This is a genomic window from Pseudoalteromonas sp. AWM4_233, assembly GCF_056158285.1.
On the sequence record NZ_JBSWSZ010000001.1, the window covers coordinates 526,583 to 547,599 of the forward strand.

General features: G+C 42.3%; 21 protein-coding genes. 7 read left to right on the forward strand and 14 right to left on the reverse strand.

Features of this window, described 5'->3' with window-relative positions:
- Window positions 1–203: 203 nt before the first annotated feature.
- The 3 genes from gluQRS to sfsA all read right to left on the reverse strand — a co-directional run bounded on the left by gluQRS (window position 204) and on the right by sfsA (window position 2,427).
- Complete coding sequence (gluQRS, locus tag ACXAC4_RS02255; RefSeq protein WP_475158708.1) at window positions 204–1,097, reverse strand: tRNA glutamyl-Q(34) synthetase GluQRS; 894 nt, start codon at window positions 1,095–1,097, stop codon at window positions 204–206.
- A 9-nt stretch (window positions 1,098–1,106) separates the two neighbouring features.
- A complete protein-coding gene (gene dksA / locus ACXAC4_RS02260; protein ID WP_138479827.1) occupies window positions 1,107–1,550 on the reverse strand; it encodes an RNA polymerase-binding protein DksA in 444 nt (147 codons plus the stop codon).
- A 172-nt stretch (window positions 1,551–1,722) separates the two neighbouring features.
- Window positions 1,723–2,427 (reverse strand): DNA/RNA nuclease SfsA, encoded by a 705-nt coding sequence (sfsA, locus tag ACXAC4_RS02265; protein ID WP_475158711.1) that lies wholly within the window; start codon window positions 2,425–2,427, stop codon window positions 1,723–1,725.
- Between the two features lie 82 nt (window positions 2,428–2,509).
- On the opposite strand from sfsA, the gene pepB reads away from it, so the two are divergent.
- Window positions 2,510–3,805 (forward strand): aminopeptidase PepB, encoded by a 1,296-nt coding sequence (gene pepB, locus ACXAC4_RS02270; RefSeq protein ID WP_404391476.1) that lies wholly within the window; start codon window positions 2,510–2,512, stop codon window positions 3,803–3,805.
- A gap of 90 nt (window positions 3,806–3,895) precedes the next feature.
- Here pepB and ACXAC4_RS02275 read toward each other — a convergent pair whose 3' ends face one another.
- From ACXAC4_RS02275 to gpmM, 5 genes are all read right to left on the reverse strand, one after another.
- The gene (locus ACXAC4_RS02275; RefSeq protein ID WP_475158712.1) at window positions 3,896–4,315 is read right to left on the reverse strand and encodes a CBS domain-containing protein; all 420 of its coding nucleotides are present in this window, start codon (window positions 4,313–4,315) and stop codon (window positions 3,896–3,898) included.
- Window positions 4,316–4,394: 79 nt separating this feature from the next.
- A complete protein-coding gene (locus ACXAC4_RS02280; protein ID WP_475158714.1) occupies window positions 4,395–5,165 on the reverse strand; it encodes a divergent polysaccharide deacetylase family protein in 771 nt (256 codons plus the stop codon).
- Window positions 5,166–5,216: 51 nt separating this feature from the next.
- Window positions 5,217–6,446 (reverse strand): S41 family peptidase, encoded by a 1,230-nt coding sequence (locus ACXAC4_RS02285; RefSeq protein WP_475158715.1) that lies wholly within the window; start codon window positions 6,444–6,446, stop codon window positions 5,217–5,219.
- A 40-nt stretch (window positions 6,447–6,486) separates the two neighbouring features.
- Entirely contained in the window at window positions 6,487–7,620 is a 1,134-nt protein-coding gene (locus tag ACXAC4_RS02290; protein WP_475158717.1) for a murein hydrolase activator EnvC family protein, read from the reverse strand.
- Window positions 7,620–9,164, reverse strand: coding sequence for a 2,3-bisphosphoglycerate-independent phosphoglycerate mutase (gpmM, locus tag ACXAC4_RS02295; protein WP_475158718.1), 1,545 nt, complete (start codon window positions 9,162–9,164; stop codon window positions 7,620–7,622). The genes ACXAC4_RS02290 and gpmM overlap by 1 nt, the downstream gene beginning before the upstream one ends.
- Before the next feature lie 215 nt (window positions 9,165–9,379).
- Here gpmM and ACXAC4_RS02300 point away from each other — a divergent pair, with 215 nt between their 5' ends.
- From ACXAC4_RS02300 to gpsA, 4 genes are read left to right on the forward strand one after another with little or no spacing between them, the layout of a single operon-like run.
- Window positions 9,380–9,811: a rhodanese-like domain-containing protein gene (locus ACXAC4_RS02300; RefSeq protein ID WP_475158720.1), complete on the forward strand. Its 432-nt coding sequence runs from the start codon at window positions 9,380–9,382 to the stop codon at window positions 9,809–9,811.
- 13 nt (window positions 9,812–9,824) lie between these two features.
- A complete protein-coding gene (grxC, locus tag ACXAC4_RS02305; protein ID WP_349284526.1) occupies window positions 9,825–10,082 on the forward strand; it encodes a glutaredoxin 3 in 258 nt (85 codons plus the stop codon).
- A 36-nt stretch (window positions 10,083–10,118) separates the two neighbouring features.
- Entirely contained in the window at window positions 10,119–10,601 is a 483-nt protein-coding gene (gene secB, locus ACXAC4_RS02310) for a protein-export chaperone SecB (RefSeq protein WP_138479843.1), read from the forward strand.
- 4 nt (window positions 10,602–10,605) lie between these two features.
- Window positions 10,606–11,613 (forward strand): NAD(P)H-dependent glycerol-3-phosphate dehydrogenase, encoded by a 1,008-nt coding sequence (gene gpsA, locus ACXAC4_RS02315; protein WP_475158723.1) that lies wholly within the window; start codon window positions 10,606–10,608, stop codon window positions 11,611–11,613.
- A 79-nt stretch (window positions 11,614–11,692) separates the two neighbouring features.
- Here the strand turns inward: gpsA and ACXAC4_RS02320 are convergent, their stop codons facing one another.
- Together ACXAC4_RS02320 and trmL are read right to left on the reverse strand one after the other, a co-directional pair.
- Window positions 11,693–15,349, reverse strand: a complete 3,657-nt coding sequence (locus ACXAC4_RS02320) for an EAL domain-containing protein (RefSeq protein WP_475158724.1) — start codon at window positions 15,347–15,349, stop codon at window positions 11,693–11,695.
- Between the two features lie 88 nt (window positions 15,350–15,437).
- Complete coding sequence (trmL, locus tag ACXAC4_RS02325) at window positions 15,438–15,902, reverse strand: tRNA (uridine(34)/cytosine(34)/5-carboxymethylaminomethyluridine(34)-2'-O)-methyltransferase TrmL (RefSeq protein WP_138479849.1); 465 nt, start codon at window positions 15,900–15,902, stop codon at window positions 15,438–15,440.
- Window positions 15,903–16,004: 102 nt separating this feature from the next.
- On the opposite strand from trmL, the gene ACXAC4_RS02330 reads away from it, so the two are divergent.
- Window positions 16,005–16,904, forward strand: a complete 900-nt coding sequence (locus ACXAC4_RS02330; protein WP_421963619.1) for a cation diffusion facilitator family transporter — start codon at window positions 16,005–16,007, stop codon at window positions 16,902–16,904.
- Here the strand turns inward: ACXAC4_RS02330 and ACXAC4_RS02335 are convergent.
- From ACXAC4_RS02335 to ACXAC4_RS02345, 3 genes are read right to left on the reverse strand one after another with little or no spacing between them, the layout of a single operon-like run.
- Window positions 16,856–17,821: an alpha/beta fold hydrolase gene (locus tag ACXAC4_RS02335; protein WP_475158727.1), complete on the reverse strand. Its 966-nt coding sequence runs from the start codon at window positions 17,819–17,821 to the stop codon at window positions 16,856–16,858. The two genes, ACXAC4_RS02330 and ACXAC4_RS02335, sit on opposite strands and share 49 nt — an antisense overlap.
- Window positions 17,818–19,215, reverse strand: a complete 1,398-nt coding sequence (locus tag ACXAC4_RS02340; RefSeq protein WP_475158728.1) for an ATP-binding protein — start codon at window positions 19,213–19,215, stop codon at window positions 17,818–17,820. Before ACXAC4_RS02340 ends, ACXAC4_RS02335 begins: the two co-directional genes overlap by 4 nt.
- Window positions 19,196–19,879 (reverse strand): response regulator, encoded by a 684-nt coding sequence (locus tag ACXAC4_RS02345; protein ID WP_475158731.1) that lies wholly within the window; start codon window positions 19,877–19,879, stop codon window positions 19,196–19,198. The genes ACXAC4_RS02340 and ACXAC4_RS02345 overlap by 20 nt, the downstream gene beginning before the upstream one ends.
- Before the next feature lie 150 nt (window positions 19,880–20,029).
- Here ACXAC4_RS02345 and ACXAC4_RS02350 point away from each other — a divergent pair, with 150 nt between their 5' ends.
- The gene (locus ACXAC4_RS02350) at window positions 20,030–20,470 is read left to right on the forward strand and encodes a Spy/CpxP family protein refolding chaperone (RefSeq protein ID WP_475158732.1); all 441 of its coding nucleotides are present in this window, start codon (window positions 20,030–20,032) and stop codon (window positions 20,468–20,470) included.
- A gap of 268 nt (window positions 20,471–20,738) precedes the next feature.
- On the opposite strand, the gene yacG is transcribed toward ACXAC4_RS02350, so the two are convergent.
- Window positions 20,739–20,978 (reverse strand): DNA gyrase inhibitor YacG, encoded by a 240-nt coding sequence (gene yacG / locus ACXAC4_RS02355; RefSeq protein WP_138479860.1) that lies wholly within the window; start codon window positions 20,976–20,978, stop codon window positions 20,739–20,741.
- Window positions 20,979–21,017: the final 39 nt, after the last annotated feature.

Below are 21,017 nucleotides of genomic sequence, written 5' to 3' on the forward strand. Positions count from 1 at the left end.
GCAGACTTGAAAAAACGTTTACGAATTCAATATTAATAAATTAGTAAATTGATTAATTATAGCTCAGCTTAAATAGGTAAAATCAAAGTGGCTAATAATATACTAGCGTCACTAAAAAATTAAGCTAGGAGTAGAAATAAACTGATCTAAAAGTGGCTTTTGTGTGCCGTTATTTGGTGTGAATGTGCTTGAATTGCGACCTGTTATAGTTTGATGCTTTTTTCGAGTTCTTGTGGAATGGCGGCAAGAGAAAACTGTGTGCTTGCCCAAGTCAAAATTTCTTCAACATTACTGAGTTTCATGTCATCTGTAACATCAAGCCCTAAAAAGCTTAATGCACGCAATAACTCCGGGATCGGATCATCTATATTAATGGCAGGGGCATGATTCTGTTTCGAGAGTTTAAAGCCAGGTTCAGTCACAGCCAAAGGTACATGGGCATACTCTGGCACTGTGTGACCGAGTTGTTTAAACAAGCTAATTTGTCTTGCTGTGGGCTCTAATAAATCGGCACCACGTACAACGCGACTGATCTTTTGCTCGATATCATCAACCACGACCACTAACTGATAGGCAAATAAGCCATCGCGACGTTTGACAATATAGTCTTCGTTGGCCAAATCGTGAGGCACATGTACCTGACCTTGCAGTAAATCAGTAAATTGATAAACCGGATGCGTTTGCGTTAAACGAATAGCATGCTCATTAAAATCCAGTGCCAGTGATTTACAATGACCTTGATACAACCCACCTGCTTGTTTGATCATTTTACGCGTGCAGTTACAGGCGTAAAGATCGGGTTTAAGCTGTGTTAAGGTGTCTTGGTACAGTGCGTGACGCTGACTTTGGTATTCGACTTGTTCGTCCCAATGTAAACCAAACTTCTCAAGAGCAGTTAAGATAGCACTGTCAGCACCTTGCACGACTCGAGGTGTATCTATGTCTTCCATACGTACAAGCCAAACGCCTTGATGTGCTTTAGCGTCTAGATAACTTGCAAGGGCGGCAACGAGTGAGCCAAAGTGTAGTGGGCCAGAAGGCGAAGGGGCAAATCGGCCTCGATAGCCCCTTGAAATGGACAATGCTTCGTTATGCATATACCGTAATTAAGCGCGGCCGTTCTGTTTTTCTTTAATTTCAGCCAGCGTTTTACAGTCTACGCATAGGTCGGCAGTTGGACGAGCTTCAAGACGGCGAATACCAATCTCAATGCCGCACGACTCACAGTAACCGAAGTCATCTTCTTCGATTAAGTTAAGTGTTTTTTCGATTTTCTTGATGAGTTTTCTTTCTCTATCACGGGTGCGTAACTCTAAAGAGAACTCTTCTTCTTGCGCAGCACGGTCAACCGGATCAGGGAAGTTTGCCGCTTCATCCTGCATATGGTTCATTGTTCTGTCTACTTCATTACGAAGGTCTAAACGCCATGCTTCTAAAATCTTTTTGAAATGCGCACGTTGTGCATCATTCATGTATTCTTCGCCCGGTTGTTCTTGATATGGTTGTAAACCGGCTTGAGCCAATAACCCTAATTTTTTTTGGTCTGGCATAGCATTCTCCTAAATCCTTAACATAACGGCGGCTATCGCCGGCGGCTATAAATAGCAAAATATGCTCCCCTAAGCAAACCTTTTTTACTGTGGGTTGGTTAAAATACAGTAGGTGCCAGATTAAGAGAACAACTTAATATTGGCTGGCTATATGGGGGCATAGATGACTAATTCAAGAGCATAGTACGGGAATTTTATGATTTAGGATTATTTCCTCAGGGCTTATTTCACAGTTATAAGCGATAACTTCTACGCCTGCAGTCTGTGCGTCATTCAGTAATTGCGCGTATTTAGGATCAAGATGGGCTGCAGCCTTAACAGACTCTATACCCGTATGCATCACCATAAATAGTAGTACAGCGCGATGTCCTTGTTGGGTAATGTCTATTAATTCTCTGAGGTGTTTTTGACCGCGCACAGTTTGAGTGTCGGGAAAGTAACCTTGTCCGTTTTCTAATAAGGTGACTGATTTGACTTCAACATAGCAAAGTGGCTTGTGTTCATCTTTAAGCAAGATATCAATGCGGCTATTTTCTTGTCCGTATTTCACTTCGGGTTGCAAATGCGCATAGCCTTGCAATTCAGAAATTGTACCTTGTTCTATGCCTTCAATCGCCAGTTTGTTTGCAATCGCAGTATTCACACAAATGAGGTCGCCCGCTGAATTCTCAGTGAGTTCCAACGAGTGCGCATACTTTCGTTTTGGATTATCACTGGTTGAGTAGTAAGCATTAAAACCCGGATCAGCACAGCCGGTCATTTTACCTGTATTGGCACAATGAACTGTAAATGCTTGATTAGGTGTTTCTAGGTCGACTAAAAAGCGTTTATAGCGCTTTATTAAAGTGGCTTTTTCGAGCTTTGGCGTGAACTTCATTGTTTAATCGCAATAGGTTGGGTGATACTCGGTGCTAGTGTACACTTAATGCTACTAATAAGCGTATAAGAGAACACAATCTATGTCTGATAAATTCATTGTTCGTATCAGTGAACAAGCGCCTACAGCGCCGTGGAGTGCTGATGCATTGCTATCGTTTGATCAACTTGGTGCCATTGTCCACCTGCAGCAAAACGAAACACTTAAATTAGTGCAAAAAGCAGCGCGTAGCCTTTCTCAACAAGGTGTGAAGCAAGTTGTATTACAAGGCGATGCTTGGTGCACAGAGTCTCAGTGGGCGTTCTATCAAGGCTTTGTGACTGCTAAGCAACTTGATGGTGTTGAGTTTGTTGACAATGAACAGTCAGATTTAGCTGAGCTTGCAGCATTAAAAAATGCAGCAACTTGGACGCGCCAGATGATTAACGGCACGGCTGAAGATGTTTACCCTGAAAGCCTAGCTAGCAAAGCGGCTGAGTTTATCCAATCTCTAGCGCCTGAGCATGTGAGCTACAACATCATCAAAGGCAATGCACTACTTGAGCAACAGTGGATCGGTATTCACGAAGTTGGTCGTGGTAGCGAACGCCCACCGGTATTACTTGAGCTTGATTACAACCCAACAGGTGACGAAGACGCGCCTGTAAGCGCTGCGCTTGTAGGTAAAGGTATTACGTTTGATTCAGGTGGTTACTCAATCAAACCTAGCGAAGGCATGTTATCAATGAAGTGTGACATGGGTGGTGCGGCGACTGTGACTGCAGGTCTGGCGATTGCAATTCAGCGTGGCATCGACAAGCGCATCAAATTATTCTTATGCTGTGCTGAAAACTTAATTTCAGGCCATGCTTACAAGCTAGGTGATATCCTAACTTATAAAAATGGCACAACAGTTGAGATCGTAAATACGGACGCTGAAGGCCGTTTAGTTCTGGCCGATGGTCTAATGGCTGCTGGTGAAACGGGCGCACCATTAATCATCGATGCGGCAACGCTAACGGGTGCTGCACTGGTTGCTGTAGGTCAAGAGTACAATGCATTATTCGGTCTTGATAAAGCATTAGTATCAGAAGTTCAGCAGTTCGCTGAAGAAGAGTTTGAAGCGGCTTGGCCACTTCCACTTGAAAAGTGGCACCAAAACAACTGCCCTTCACCTTACGCTGACACAGCTAACAGCCGAGCGCAAAAAGGTGGCGGTTACGGTGGCGCATCGAATGCAGCAGGTTTCTTATCGCGCTTTGTACCAAATGAAGGTCAAGGTTGGGTACACATAGATCTAGCAGCTTCATTCCAAAACAGCGCTGGTAGCTTATGGTCTGCTGGTGCGACAACGCTAGGTATGCGTACCGTAGCAAGAACATTACAAGCAAAAGCGTAAGTTTTTAGCTATATACACTTTATAAGGAGGCTCAGCCTCCTTTTTTGTATTTGTTTTATATCTGATGCAATCAAGAGCTTAGTAGAAGTATTAAGACAAAAGGGCCGCTGCAAGTCTAACAAAATCAGATGAGGTTAAAATGCCCAATAATTTTCCTTCTTCGTCGACAACAGGCATACAACCATGACGGTTTTCGACAAAAAACTGTGCCACTTCACTAAGAGATTGCTCTGGTCGAATACTGGCAAAGTCAGTTGCCATAATATCTTGAGCAATACTCTGCTTTTCCTTTCTTTCAATCGCATTGGGCCCGTAGGTTGCCATAATTTTCATTACTTGTGCGACCATGATCTTTTGTGTCAGCATACCTTTTAAAATACCTTGATCATCGATCACAGGAATATGGCGAATATTTTTTTCGCGCATCAAGTCGTGCACTTCTTTAATGGTTGATTGATGGTGTACTGCAAATGGATCGGCAGTCATGAGATCAGAAACAATATGAAGCATATTAAACAGTCCTAATTTGGATCAATGTATAAACTTATAACCCATTTTGTTAGAGCTTGCTTAAATCGAGATCAAAGTTTTATTTTTCAGCGATGCTTGGTACGACTGCACCCGTGTTTTTGGCGAGTTGAATGTAGCGAGTGCGAACGAGTTGCGATAGAGGAACGAGCTCGTAGCCTTGTTCAAGTAGAAGCGGGATCTGTGCATGTAAAAATGCCACGGTTTCAGGATATGGGTGCGCGATGAGTACGCTTTGGCCATTTCTTAACGCGATGCTTTTTGCTTCATTTAATTGTTGAGCAAAGTAGGTCTCTTGTTTTTCGTTATCGAGAAAAACCTGGCGAGCAATATTAGCCACACCGTATAAGTCAGCCACAGTTTGTGCTTGTGACTCATTAGTTGTTCGACTATCAAGAAAATATAAATCGCGTTTGCGTAAGACTTCCATCGTCCATTTCATGGGATCACTATATTGAGTCAGTGCCGATCCCATATGATTATTCACGCCACTGACTTGAGGTAAACTGGCTAGCGCGTGACCCAGCGTCATTTGTAGCGTTTGTTTATCCATGTCTAAAGTCAGTGCACCGGGTCCGAGCGCTTTGTCTTCAATTGCTTGCATAGGTACATGCAAAAGAAGCTCTTTACTCTGTTGACTGGCTAGGTATGCAAACTTTTGAGAATAGGGGGTGTGCGGCAAAATGGCAAAAGTCAGCTCACCGGGGAGAGAAAGTAAATTGAGATCTCGCTGGTGGTTTCCCACATCGTCGATCACAATGGCAATTTGTTTAGCATGCAAAGGTATTGCTAAGTAAAAAACACTTAGCAATAACCATAATAATGAGCGCACAGTGTATTCTTCTATTTATAAGCCTGTAGCTGAGAGTAAGCACTCTCTTATTTAATTTTTATCTTTGTAATAACTTTTCGCGTCGACTAAATGCTTGTCTAGCAAAGCTAAATTAGCCATGTTGTTCGAAAGTTCACCAGCCATTATAGCGCGTTTATTTAAATGTGAAAGTCCTTGTTCAGCTAGTAAAATATTAGGCTTGATACCCACACCATCTATAGAGCGACCAGAAGGTGTAAAGTATTTTGCGGTTGTGAGTTTCAGTGCGGTAGTGCCATCGCCGATGGGGATCAGTGACTGGACTGAACCTTTACCATACGACTTACTACCAACGACGATTGCGCGTTGGTTATCTTGCAAAGCACCAGCTAAAATCTCCGCCGCAGAAGCCGACTGCTCGTTGATTAACACCACAATCGGCGCGCCATTTAAAATATCACCATGTTGTGCAACAAATTGTTGGTTAGCATCATAAAAGCGTCCTTTGGTGGTGACTATGGTGCCAGCTTGCAAAAATAAATCTGAAATCGCCACTGCGCTGCTTAAAGTGCCACCGGGATTATCGCGTAGATCGATGATCAATCCTGAAAGTGGTCCACCATTATTTGAAATCAGTTTATTGATGTGACGAGCAACGTCATGGTAGCTGTGGTTATTAAAGCTCTGAAGAGAAATATAGGCATTTTGATTGGTTAAAAGCTGGCTAAATACACTCTCTACATTAATTTCTTCGCGTCTTAAAGCCAAAGTCAGTTCGCTTTTAGCGCGTTCGACAGTGATGTAGATGGTTTTTAGTGCCGCTTCTTTGAGTAGTTTCGACACATGAGCTATATCTCTTTTTGTGACATCTTCAGAATTTATTGCTACCAGCTTATCGCCGCCTTCAATGCCAGCTTGTTCGGCGGGTGAGCCGGGTAATGTTCCTAAGATCACAATGCGATCGTCGACTTCTTCTACTTCAATACCAATCCCTGTATAACGGCCATTCGCGGCACTGAACAAGCTTTCAAGTTCGCTGGCACTTAAATATTTTGAGTAAGGATCAAGTTGTTCAAAGACGTCGGTTAAGTTGCTTTTGTGATACTGACTTAATGGCACATCATCCACATAATAAGTGTGAATATGATAAAGAATTTCGTTGGTTTGTTGCTGAGTAAATTGTGTCGCGGATGCAATTGATGCAAAGCTGATATACAAACTGAGCATCGTAAACACGCATAAAAAAATAAATTTAGATTTTAGGTAATCTAACGATTTCGAATTGATTAAAAATGAATTCATGTGCTGCTCCTAGTCAGGTGCAGCAAGGTTATTCTTTAACTTATTTGCACCATTTTACTGGATCGACAGCGCTTCCTTTATGCCGTAACTCAAAGTATAGACCAGGATCAGCTTGTCCGCCGCTCTGACCTACTAGTGCAATACTTTCGCCGCTTCGGACTTGATCACCGACATCTTTTAAAAGCGTTTGTGCGTGACCATATAAACTCATATAGCCAAGACCATGATCGACGACAATGACCCACCCAAAGCCATTGAGCCAATCGGCAAAAACAACTTGGCCTTGTTGTACGGCTTTAACGTTATCTCCTGTTTTTGCTGCAATAAATACTCCTTTCCAATTCATGCCAGCATGTTTGCGTTGGCCAAAGCGATGTTTTAGGCGGCCTTTACTCGGCCAAGGCAGTTTCCCTTTTTTATTGCGTAACCCAATTAATTCTACTGGCACCAATGACTCGCTTTGCTGTTCATTTAATTGCGAGAGTGTGGTGATTAAGGTTTGTTCATTCTCTTTCAAATAAGCGATGGCGCTTTGTGTTTGTTTTAATGCGCTATTAAGTTGTGAAAGGCTGTTTTGACGCTGTTCTTTGGTGGCCTTGAGAGCGGCTAAACGCTCTGTTTGTTGTGTAAATAAATCGTTGAGTTGCAGTTGCTTCTGTTCAAGTGTTTGTTGGTTTTCAGCTAGTTGTTCTATGACTTTCTTTAAAGCTTCAATTTGTGTGATGCGGGCTTTATTGAAGTAATCGTAATAGCTCAAGGTACGCTCAAGCGTAGCACTATGCTCTTGATTGAGTAACATTTTTGAATAGTCATGACTGCCAGTCATGTAAGCGCTTTTTAATTGCCCTGCGAGAAGTGTTTGTAGATTACTTTTTTGTTGTTCTAAGCTTTTGTTCTCACTTTCGAGGGTATATTGTTGTTGGCGATTCTCATTGATCCCTTGCTCGGTCAATGACAGTGCTTTAGCGTGCTGTGCAATTTGTAACTCGAAGTCACGTAACTTGCGTTTGAGTTTATTGAATCTTTCGTTTTGTTGTTGATAGCTTTTCTGGCTTTTTTCTAGTTCTTTTTGTACTGCGTCTAAATCTTGCTTAGTACGAGACTCGTTGGCATTGGCAAAAGCCAATACCAACATAGTCGTTATGCCGAAAATAATGCGTAAGCTTGTGCGCATTACTTAACGGTCATAATAGGTGAACCTGTCATTTCTGCAGGTTGTTCCATACCAAGTAGGTGTAGCATAGTTGGCGCTACATCACTTAATGTTTTACCTGCGTGTGGTTGTGCATCACGACCTACATAAATGAATGGTACCGGCTCGCTAGTGTGAGCTGTATGAGCTTGACCCGTTTTTGCATTGGTCATTTGTTCAGCGTTACCGTGATCAGCTGTGATCAGTGCTTCACCACCGACTTTTTCTAACGATTCAACAACACGACCAATACATGCATCAACTGCTTCACAGGCTTTTACTGCCGCTTCAAATACACCTGAGTGGCCAACCATGTCACCGTTCGGATAGTTACAGATGATCACATCGTGTTCACCGCTTTCAATTGCTTCAACCAGCTTGTCAGTCAACATCGTTGAATTCATCTCTGGTTGAAGGTCATAAGTGGCAACCTGTGGAGAAGGGATCAGCTCACGCTTTTCACCAGCAAATAACTCTTCACGACCACCACTGAAGAAGAAGGTTACATGTGCGTATTTTTCTGTTTCAGAAATACGTAGTTGTGTCTTATCGTGTTTCGCTAACCATTCACCAAGCACGTTATGTAGTTTTTCAGGTGCGAAGGCAATAGGTGCGTTAATGTCTGCAGCATATTCAGTCATCATCACAAAGGCGCTTAACTCTGGTGTTTGTTTCTTTTCGAACCCTGCAAAGTCAGCATCGACAAACGCACGTGTCATTTGACGGGCACGGTCAGCACGGAAGTTCATGAAAATAACCGTGTCACCATCATTAATAGTAGAAGCAGGCGCAGCATCAGGCTGAACCAGTGATGCTGCAACAAACTCGTCGTTTTCATCACGCTCGTAAGCGGCTAACAACGCTTCAATGCCAGTGTTGTAAGTATATTGACCTTCAGCACACACCATTAGATTGTAAGCTGATTCTACACGCTCCCAGCGGTTATCACGGTCCATTGCATAATAACGACCCACAATTGAAGCTAGACGGCCACAGTTTAACTCTGCGAATAGCGCTTCGATCTTTTCGATTGAAGCTTGTGCACTACGAGGTGGTGTATCACGACCATCTAAGAAGGCATGGAAGTAAACAGCTTTTGCACCACGCTTTGCTGCAAGCTTAATAGCCGCAATAATATGATCTTCGTGGCTATGAACGCCACCTGGGCTCAACAGACCCATTAAATGTACAGCTTTACCAGCGTTAACGGCTTTATCGATGTTTTCTACTAACACTGGATTGTGTTCAAATTCGCCATCGTCGATTGCTTTAGTAATGCGGGTAAAGTCTTGATAAACAATACGGCCAGCACCTAAATTTACGTGACCGACTTCAGAGTTACCCATCTGTCCATCTGGTAGACCCACATCTAAACCTGAACCTGAAATGAGTGTACGAGGGCGGGTGGCCCATAAGTTATCTAACACGGGCGTGTTTGCAGCTAAAATTGCGTTGCTTTCGCTTTCTTCTCTGTATCCCCAACCATCTAAAATCATTAGAACAAGTGGTTTTTTCTGTGCAGTCATTTGGGCTCCTAAACTAAGGCACGAACTCTGCGCGTAGCATACCGTGTTTTGTATGAATATTCAGCCCTTTGAAACGGAATAATCTTCATATTAGCGTCTAGCAATCGACGCTTTTATAAAAGGGTATACCCAAACAATTGCAAACGGTATACTGCCGAGTCATTGAACATTAAGACAAGATCTAAATCATTAGATCCAAAGTAGTTGGAATTTTCATGGAACAATATATTGAATTTATCGGCAATAATGCTGTGCTAAGCATTATTTGGTTAGCCCTTGTTGCGATGATTGTAATGAGCTGGTTTAAAAGCAAATTTTCTGCAATTCGCCAAATTAACCCACAGCAACTAACCCTGTTGGTTAATAAAGAAGATGGTCAAGTCGTTGATATTCGTCCGGCAAAAGAGTTTAACGTAGGCCGTATTGCGGGTGCTGTTCAATTGAGCGCTGAAAAAGCCAAACAAAGTGACTTTGCAGGCCTTGAAAAGTTTAAATCTAAGCCCATTATATTGGTATGTACAACAGGCATGACAGCAAATGGCATCGCAAACAACGTATCAAAAGCGGGTTTCGAGCATGTTTATGTACTAAGCGGTGGTATGGGCGCATGGCAAAATGCTAACCTGCCTGTAGCAACCGGTAAATAATCAAGAGGATTTTATGAGCAACGTTGTTATTTATACTAAAGATTACTGCCCGTATTGCCACAGAGCAAAGGCACTACTAGACAGTAAAGGTGTAACATACACTGAGTATGATATTGCTGCTCAGCCTGAATTACGCGACGAAATGATTGAAAAAGCAAATGGTGGCACGACAGTTCCACAGATCTTTATCAATAACACGCATATTGGCGGTTGCGATGATATGATGGCAATCGAAGCGCAGGGTAAACTAGATACCCTATTAAACGCATAATAATTACATTAAGAAATACAAGTTTTAGGAACACTCATGACAGAACAAGCAAATCAAGCTGCAGCTCCGCAGGAAGGCCCACAATTCACAATTCAGCGTATTTACACAAAAGACGTGTCTTTTGAAACGCCTAACTCTCCTGCTATTTTCCAAAAAGAGTGGACGCCTGAAGTAAAATTAGACATGGATACACGCTCTAACAAGTTAGACGAAGGTATCTTTGAAGTTGTACTAGCACTGACTGTAACCGCTTCTATCGGTGAAGAAACAGCATTCCTATGTGAAATTCAGCAAGCAGGTATTTTCCAAATCGCTGAACTTGAAGAGCTACAAATGGCACACATGCTAGGTGCATTCTGCCCGAACATTCTTTTCCCATATGCACGTGAAGCAGTAGCTGGTTTAGTGAACAAGGGTACTTTCCCACAACTTAACCTAGCGCCTGTAAACTTCGACGCGCTATTTGCTCAGTACATGCAGCAACGTGCAGCACAAGCAGAGCAACCAGCTGACGCATAATTATATGAAAACAGAACAATCAGTTGTATCTGTACTAGGGGCGGGGTCGTATGGCACCGCCCTTGCTATTAGTTTTGCCCGAAATGGACACGCAGTAACCTTATGGGGTCGAAACGCCGATGATGTTGAGATGCTAGCAACTGAGCGTAAAAATCAACGTTATCTTCCCGACATTACTTTCCCTGAAACTTTAAAGCTTGAGAGTGATTTAGCAAAAGCAGTTAAGGCTAGTCAGATCATCTTAGTGGTTGTGCCAAGCCATGCTTTTGCAAAAACATTAGAGCAAATTCAACCTATGCTCAATGCGGGTGCTAAAGTGGTGTGGGCAACAAAAGGGTTAGAACCGAATACCGGGCGCTTACTTCAAGAAGTCGCAGTTGAAAAACTCGGTGAAACAGTACCTTTAGCTGTGCTATCAGGACCTACTTTTGCCAAAGAAATGGCGGCAGGTTTGCCGACGGCTATTTCTGTGTCTGCCACTGAAACAGAGTTTGCCAGTGATTTAGCTAAATTACTGCACTGTGGTCGTTCATTTCGTGTCTACAGCAATGATGACTTCATTGGTATTCAATTAGGTGGCGCGGTTAAAAATGTTATCGCCATTGGTGCCGGTATGTCAGATGGCTTTGGCTTTGGCGCAAACACACGTACAGCATTAATTACCCGTGGCCTTGCCGAGCTTTGTCGTTTAGGCTGCGCACTGGGTGCCAAATCTGAAACCTTTATGGGTATGGCAGGTTTGGGAGACTTGATCCTTACCTGTACAGATAATCAATCTCGTAACCGTCGCTTTGGCCTTGCTCTAGGAAAAGGGTTAGGTGTTGATGAAGCGATGGAAAGCATTGGCCAAGTCGTTGAAGGTTATCGTAATACCAAAGAAGTTTACTTACTCGCAAAACGCAGTGGTATCGAAATGCCAATCTGCGAGCAAATCTACCAAGTACTTTATGAAAATAAAGATGTAAAAGAGGCAGCCATGGCGCTGTTAGGTAGAGAGCAAAAGTCTGAGTAACACTCAAAGAAGTCATAACAAAAAACGGCGCTTAATAGCGCCGTTTTTTTTACGTTATAAGTTTAATAAGGTGCGCACGCTAGCTTAGCGTTGCGGTTTCTTCGAGCGCATTTTCTAACAGTTGAGTTGCTTTATCAGTTGGAAGCGGCTTAGAGAAATAATACCCCTGCAAAATGCCACAACCCATGACGTTTAATAGATAAGCTTGTCTTTCATTTTCGACCCCTTCAGCGACTACAGTAATGTTGAGGTATTTGGCCAAGCGAATGATGGTGGCGGTGATATTTCTATCTTGATCTGATTGCTCAATATCCATGATAAACGAGCGATCAATTTTGAGGATATCAATCGGAAAGCGTTTTAAGTAGCCAAGTGATGAATGGCCAGTCCCAAAGTCATCAAGTGCAATCGTCACGCCCAGCGCTTTAAGGCGATGCATAATTTTAAGGGCTTGCTCGGGGTCGGCCATCATGGCGCTTTCAGTGATCTCAAGCTCTAAACATTGAGCTGGGATATGATGCCTCAGAAGGCATTCACGGACTGTGTCGACTAAAAAGTCACTTTCAAAATGCTTAGCTGAAATATTGATCGCCACATGATTACCAGAAAGCCCCATCATGCGCCAATGACTAATTTGCTTACACGCAACATCCAATAAGTAATTCGTCATAGGAATAATCGCGCTACACTCCTCAGCAAAAGGAATAAAATTAGCAGGGTTTTCTATGCTGCCATCGTCCTGCTGCCACCTAACTAACCCTTCAAAACCTACGAGCTTTCTACTTTCAGCTTGATATTTAGGCTGATAAAACAGTTTAAATTGCTGATCGTCTATGGCCCTCAACAGGGCAGATTCTCGGGATAAGATAGTGGGATCTAATTGATGACGCTGTTTATCAAAAAACTGGTAGCTGTTATTACCTTTATGTTTTGCGTGATCTAATGCAGAGTCTGCACAGCGGATCAGATGCTCACTATCAATTGCATCGTCAGGATAGATAGCTAAACCACAAGAAGCGCTGACTGAGGTCTCTACGCCTTGATGCGTAAAGGGATGATTAATACATTTTAAAATGTCATCAGCGAGTTTTTTAGCAAAGAAAATCGTCATACCAGAAAACAGGTAAGGCGGTATCAGTACTGCAAATTCATCACTACTGACACGTGCCAGAGTAAAGCCTTTATCAAGGTGTTGGGATAAACGATTAGCGACTTCTTTTAACAGTGCATCACCACTTTCATGACCCATGAGATCGTTAATTTTTCTGAAGTGATCGATATCAATCAACACCAGTAATAAGGATGGAAACGCCTTATTACAGCTCGCTATGGCTTGATTCAGTGATTCAATAAAAAGCGTACGATTGGCAAGTCCGGTTATTGAATCTCGCGTTGATAAGTTCAGTAACGCTTTTTCATTGGCTTTACGCTCTGAAATGTTTGTCAGTACACCAAGATAAAATACCTCTGAAGGATGATCTTCATGGGTCAACTTAGTCACTGTTACATCGAGCGCGAGTTTTTGATGATTAGCGCCAAGCGTCCAGATTTCGCCAGTCCAATAATCGTTTAACTGGCTCTCTGCAACAATATGTTGTTCAAGTCTGCGGTCTCTGCCTTGCTCGGTATAAATTTTCGGTTTATGACCTACTAATGCATCAGCAGAGTAACCTGTAATATCACTATATGCTTGGTTCACTTTGAGAACATTAAAGTGTTCGTCGGCAAGCCAAATAGCATCTTTTGAATGGGTCATGAGCATGTCGCTGAAATGCTCTGTCAGTTTTGATTTAGAAGTACGTAGCTGCTTGTTTAGCAACCAGTAAACACAGCCAGCGCTCATGACTAGGGCTAACACCCAGTGCCACCAAACTTGCTTTGGTTTTGAGGCTGTCACCGTCAACGTTTTCGACATACTTTGACTAGACGAAACAACTTCTAATGCCGACATTTCTGTGGGAGTCAGGGTGAGCTTATTGTTTTCAAGTAATTGCCATGGCGCACCTTCGGATAAACGATAGCTTAGCTGGCAGGTTTCGCAGGTGTTAAACCATAAACTAAAACGCTTTACATCCGCTTCTATGGTAAGCGGTAATTTTGGTGAAAATGACTCAGTGATTTTATCTCGGTAATGGTAGCGCACATGCGACAGCGCAAGTGTTGGAGATTGAACATGCGCTTGCTCAGCGATAAGAGAGAAACTGTCATTCAATAACATCAGCTTTTGTCTAAAACTCAGTACTTGGCGTTGTGCTTTAAATGGCGCAATCAAGCGTTTGGTGACGCGATTTTTATAATGCGCGATCCCTTGTTTATCAAATTGCCAAATCCCTTCTTCTGCATGGGCTAAATATTTACCGGCAAATTGATTACGCTGTATGAAGCCTGTTATTTGTTTATTGACCAAAGTCAGCGCAAACAAACCCGATTCGGTACTAAGCAGGAGTGTATTATTATGCTTAGTGTAGAGCACATCATGGAATGTTAGGCTTTTAAAAGGTAATGACAACTTTTGTGCAGAGCCTTGTTCAAGCAACCATAATGCATTGGTCGTCGAAGCGATAAATTCATTATCTGATAACTGTGTGATGCTATGGATACTTTCAATATCATAGCGGTGTAAAAGCGTTTTACTACCTATATCAAACTGGCTCAAACCACTGTTGTCTCTGACCCATAAATTACCATCATGGGTGAAATAGAGCGCCTGTGTATTTTGTTTATCAATAAAAGGAGTGAAACTCCCTTTCTCGCCGCTAAAAATAAAAATTTGTTGTTCAGTTGCGACTGCCCAGCGTCCACCATCAATATAACGTACTGCATTAACGGGCTGACTTTTAGCAAATTGCTGAAAAGCTCGCATACCTATTTGGTAAAGCTTTAATTCTTCAGAATTTTCAATATCGGTTTGTAAGTTTAATTGAGTAGGTTGAAATTTGCGCCATTGACCTAGTTGAGAAAGCCAGATTGATTGGTTTGACACTTTTAAATCGTCAATCGGCAAGTTATTAACTTGGTATTGATACTGGGTCTGTGTGTTTAAGTTGTAGCTGTTGATAAAGCTATCTTTGAAACTCAATAATTTAGAATCAAAAACAACAAGATTGTCAGCTGAAAAAAGAGGCTGAGTTTGTAAAGTTTTATCAAACAGGAAAACCTCGCCAGCTAAAGATTTAAAGATGACTTTATCTTGATGCAGTAATAAGGTGTCAGCGTCAAATGGCAAGGTTGCGAATTGTTGCTTGCCATTCATCATGTCCCAACGCATAAGGGCATTGTCTTCAGAGACATAGACCACACCTTGTGGTGAGGTCTGCCAAAGTTGCTGCTTTAAATCGATAGGCAAAACAGATAATGTCGTATTCACCAGTTGATAAAGGCGTTCATTGCTTTGAAAAATAATGCCATTGTCAGTCTGACTGATTTTTGTGACAGGGGTTTGTAGCCAGGTGCGTGTTTCACCTGTCACTGTATTGATCTTAGTTAGGCCATTTTGATGACCTACCCAAAGTAAAGGTGCTTGACTTAAAATACTTAAAAACGGTGCTGTGAGGTCATGAGTGAGTTGCTGAGCATTAAACTCGTGATGGCCGTCGAATTTAATAATATCATCAGCATATAAAAACCAATGCTGATTATTGGCCTGACTTGCTATGGCTTGGGTAGTGCGCTGCGATGCAAAAACTGAGTTGCACAATATTACGAGACACAACAGCAATGAATGCCATAACTTCATAATATTTAATATCCTCCTCAGTCCTTTTAATATTTAATATTAGTGAATTATTCATCGCTGTGCGAGTAAAATGTTAAAAAACGGCTAACTATTTTGAGTTTGGAAAGCCGAGTTGACGCCATGACTCGTAAACGAATACTGATACCGCATTTGATAGGTTCATACTACGACTGTCAGGTTTCATCGGAATACGCACTCTTTGCTCTGCTGGCAGAGAAAAGATGATGTCTTCGGGCAACCCGCGTGTTTCAGGCCCAAACATTAAACAATCACCGGCTTGGTACTCTGGCTCATGATGATACGTGCTGCCTTTGGTGGTACAAGCAAAGACGCGCTTAGGTTGTTCAGTTTCTAAATAGCTTTCAAAAGAAGGGTGACGTTTTACTTCACTGAACTCATGATAATCAAGGCCTGCACGACGAATACGCTTATCATCCCACTCAAAGCCCAACGGCTCTATTAAGTGTAATGTGTAACCAGTATTAGCACATAAACGAATGATATTTCCCGTATTTGGTGGGATCTCAGGTTGGTATAAAACAATATCTAACATAATCACCTCTAAAGTTATTGAGCTAAGTATACCGAAAAGTATACTGAGCAATAAGTCATTTAGGTGTCTATACCCAATGAGAATCAATTAAGGAGTGAGTTTATGACGCGTCAGTACGATGTGCTAGTACGTTTTTCAAGTCTATTTACCATGGCAGTGGTGAGTATCATGATAGCGGCAAAGGCTTGGGCTTGGTTAGCATCTGGTAGCGCGGCTATGCTTGGCTCGCTTACGGACTCCTTATTAGATATCTCAGCATCAATGATGAGCTTCTTAGTTTTAAGCTACGCGCTCAGACCTGCTGATGATGACCACCGCTTTGGGCATGGAAAAGCAGAAGCTTTGGCTGGGCTCGGTCAAGCCGCGTTTATTTCTGGTTCGGCATGCTTTTTGGCATTTCATGGCATTGAGCGTTTAATTAATCCCGTTCCTTTACCTCACTCCATGTTGGGCGTTTGGGTCAGTGGTTTCGCAATACTGTGCACATTATTGGTTGTGGCGGTTCAGCAATATGTTGTGAAGCATACTGAGTCTATCGCTGTAAAAGCGGATTCACTGCACTACAAAGGAGACCTATTATTAAACGCTGCCGTGCTAGTGGGTATTTACTTAGCATCAATAGGTTATTTATTCGCAGATTCCGTGTTTGCCATTGGGGTGGCGTTCTATCTATTATTTAACTGCTGGGAAATCGCCAAAGAAAGTGCCAATCATCTAATGGATAAAGAAATCTCAGATGAAGAAAAAGTCCGCCTAGTTTCTATAATTTCAAAACACCCCGACGTACAAGGGGTTCATGATTTAAGAACACGGCAAAGCGGTAAACTTAAATTTGTACAGTTTCATATCGAGCTTGATAAGCAGCTAAGCTTGCAGCAAGCACATGCTATTTCAGCTGAAGTTTGCGAAAAAATTCGCGCTGTATTTGGCGAGCATATAGATATTATGGTGCATCAAGATCCGGTTGCCTTAAATGAGCGGTGTGAATCACAAAACCCATAAAACTGCTGCATCAGTGGGTGGCGAATAGAATCAATTTCATTTAGCAGCTCGTGTTTCGCCATGGGAAATTCAGAAATACCGATGTTTTTTTGTTGTTGTGCCCACTTTTTTGTTGCTAGGTTATCAACAATACTGTCTTGCTCTGCAAGTGCAATATGGATCGGCGTAGGGTTTAGAAGTTCAGGCAATAAGAAAGTCCAATTGAGTGCCGCTTGTAACCACGCAAAGCTTACTCCGCCTAATTGAAGATGTGCTTGATTTGCATATAACGCTCGAAAATGCGTATATCTTTCAGCGCTATTGGTTAACTCGTTTTCAGAGAAGGGCTTTTCTACATAACTTGCTTGACCAAACGCATAGCGCTGTGAAAAACCTAGACGACATGCTGAGCGTGCGACCCAGAGAGCGACTTTACTTGGGAAAGGTGCAGTGTTTATTCCCAGCATAGGCGCACATATAAAGGCAGCTTGTGCGTTCACCGGATACCTCGCCATATAATCACAGCAAATCGCGCCGCCCATAGAGTGCGCTAATAAAAAGTAATCGCAGTTAATTTGAGGTTTTACGATGCTTTCAATGAATAGGTGTAAGTCGTCAGCAAAGTCTTCAAATTGCTCAATATATCCTAGCTGTTGATCGGCTGTGAGACGCGCAGATTGCCCTTGCCCAATATGGTCACAGCAGTACACGGCAATATTGTTCTGATTGAGCTCCCAGATTAACTCTCTATATTTATGACTTGCTTCAATGCGCCCAGAAATCAGCACTACCGCATAATCAATGTGTTCAGGCTGATGAATGGTGTAAAACAAATTGCCATTTTTACCGGCAAATTGGCTATGTGTACCTGACTGCCAATGCTGCTCTATGGTATTGATATTGTCGTTAAGTTGATCTGAATAGCTGTAAAACGTCATAGTGGTAATGTAATTGTGACCGTTAACCCGTGTGGCTGGTGGTTAGCAAAGTGAATATCACCTTGGTGGGCGAATAGTGCCCGCTTAGCAATGGCTAAACCTAAACCAATCCCACCAGATTGTCGAGCTCGAGCACTATCGGTGCGGTAAAACGCATTACCAAGTTCAGTCAATGCCGCGTCATCAACACCTTGACCGTCATCCTTAATGCGAATGATCAGATTATCTGCTTGCTGCTTGATGTCGAATTCAATACAAGAGTCGGCATATTTGATGGCGTTTCTGGTGATATTTTCAATTGCAGATGTCAACAAGGCAGCATCACAATTTAATTCTAGATCGGGGATTGTATTGTTCGATAGAGTCTTATTGTGTTGATGGGCTTCAAATTTGGCATTTTGAAGTAATTCTTGTAGCAAGCTAGAGAGTGGGATTGGCTCAATGTTAAGTTGATGATCAGCATATTCTAAGCGTGACAAGGTCAGTACATCAGCGAGCATTTTATCTAAACATTGAGACTCTTTTTCTATCCGAGCTAAATAGCTTTGCGTTGCATCTCCGGCGGTATCTTGTGCCATGGCATTGGCTAGGTTTAAGCGCGTCAGCGGCGTGCGTAACTCATGAGACACATCGGCCAGTAACTGTTTATGTGCTTGTATGCTGTGAGTGAGTTTATCGGCCATAAAGTTAAAGTCATGAATAAGCTGACCGACTTCATCTTTGCGTTGGGACTCTGATGGAGCACGTACATTAAGCTCGCCTTGTGCAAGGCGTCTTGCACTTCGACTGAGCGTATTTAATGGTGTAATTAAATAAATGGTTAAGAAGACGCTCAAAATCACAGAAGGAATAAATATTGCGAGTAATTTCATCCACACAGGTAGCATGCGGATGGAATGGAAAAGCATAGGTCTGCGCAGAGGCTTAATTTGATATAAACGATATGCTTCTTGGTTAAGGGATATATCAACAGGCCCGTAAGCAACATAGCGCTCAGTTCTAATTTGGCTCGGCACGTTCTCATCGCCAAGGTCATTTAATACCGATAAATTTAAATTACGGTCGTTATTTTCGGTCGCAATAGTTTTATCGATATTGTCATGGACCAATAAAATCATACTGTGGCGAGATAAACGCGGGTGGTCTACGGCTTGTTGTAACGTTTTATTATGATCTTCAACCAGCCTAACAATGTTACGTTTCAAATGATTAAGGCTGTCTAACTGTCTGCCATGAAGCGGGTCATTATCTAACAGCTCGCCTTGCAGGCGGGTGAATAAAACCAATAATAAAAATATACAAACTATGGTCAGCCAAAATCCAGCGAATGCTTTATAAAATAGCCGACTATTAAGAGCTTGTTTAAAGTTATTTTTACTGAGCCAAAAAGACATAACCGCTGCCTCGCATGGTCTGAATACAATTCGCATCGCTATGTTGCGCGATTTTTTTTCGTAAGTTACTGACATGCATGTCAATAGAGCGATCAAATGGGGCTAACCGACGGCCCAGCACTTCTTGGCTAATTGTTTCTTTGGTAACTACTTTACCGACTTGAGTCATCAGTAGTTGCAACACGGCGAACTCAGTCCCAGTGAGTGTCAGTTGTGCTTTGTTAACGTGCACGGTTCGCGCAGCCATGTTCAGAGCAACACGATTGTATTCGATGACCTCAGCGATTTCAGCTTGCTTTACAAACTCGACACGTCGGGTAATGGCATTGATGCGAGCCAATAATTCTCTGTGATTGAAAGGCTTGGAAATATAATCGTCGGCACCTAACTCAAGTCCAAATATGCGATCAAAATCATCGCCTTTGGCGGTCAACATGATCACGGGAGTCAGGTGAGTTTGGCGAAGCTGTTTGAGTACTTCGAAGCCATCGAGTTTAGGCAGCATGATATCAAGTAAGATGACGTCGAAGTTATCTGCTTTAGCCATTGCTAAGCCCGATTCTCCATCAAACGCTTGGCTGACAGTATGATTCTGACTTTGCAGGTATTCGCAAAGTAAATTACTTAATTCAATATCGTCTTCTATTAGTAATAATTGGCTCATGAGGCACCTGACAGCATTGTACTTCTTATCTCTAGTGTACTGATAATCACATTGTATTGCAGAACTTTACACACTCTTTACGTTCGCTTGCGTTACTTTGCATTGCAGTGATTAGACTTGTAAGCAAGTTAACCCGAGAGAGAAATTATTATGAAATTATCAACTTTATTAAGCGCCATCGTTTTATCAGGCAGCATTTTAGTGTCGCTGACAGCCAGCGCAAAAGGTCATTCAGAGCACCGCGGAGATTTTTTACTTTCTAAGCGTGCAGTGGCTGCACTGGATCTAACGGTCGATCAGCAAACACAAATCAAGTCGATTATTACAGAATTAAAAGCGGATAAAAAAGATAGAACGCTAGAGCGTAAAGAAAATCGTGAAGCATTTCGCGCTTTAGTCGAAGCCGAAAGCTTTGACGAAGATAAAGCAAAAGCCCTGATGTCAGACATTAAAGCTGAGCGTTCAGAAAAAGTGTTAGCACACCTCAAAAGCCGTCATCAGATATGGCAGCTACTGACCGTAGAGCAAAGAGAAAAATTAACAGAGATGCGTGAAAAGCGTAAAAACAAGCAGCGTCGCCACCGCGACTAACTAGCAGCTACAAGATAACTTCAACATAATACCAATCCTCAATAATACTCAATCATTTTGAGGGACTAAAACTGACGCTAACTTCGTTGGAAATTTCTTATTTAGAACAACTAAATAGCAAAATTTTCGCCTCGTTATCGACTAGTTTTTCTTGCCTCAAAATAGACCGCTTAATTAAGAGGATTGGTATAAAAAGGCGACTATCAATTTAAGATAGCCGCCATTTTTTATGTTCTTTCAAGCTTTTTGAGCGAGTTATAGAAAGAGATTATTGAAAGAAGTCATCGTTTTTAGCCAGCATGGCTTCAATGTCTTCAATCATATTTTGTTTAGCTTGCTCATCGAGTTCTTCGTTTGCAGAGATCTTGCTGGATATCTTGTTATTTTCTTCAGACCATTCGCCTAAATCAATTAACTGACAACGCTTTGAACAAAAAGGGCGGTGTGGACTTTGCTCACCCCATACGACATCGGCTTGGCAAGTCGGGCATTTTACAACTGTGGCCATCATCATTCTCTATTGACTTGGTTTGGCCACAGTGTAATT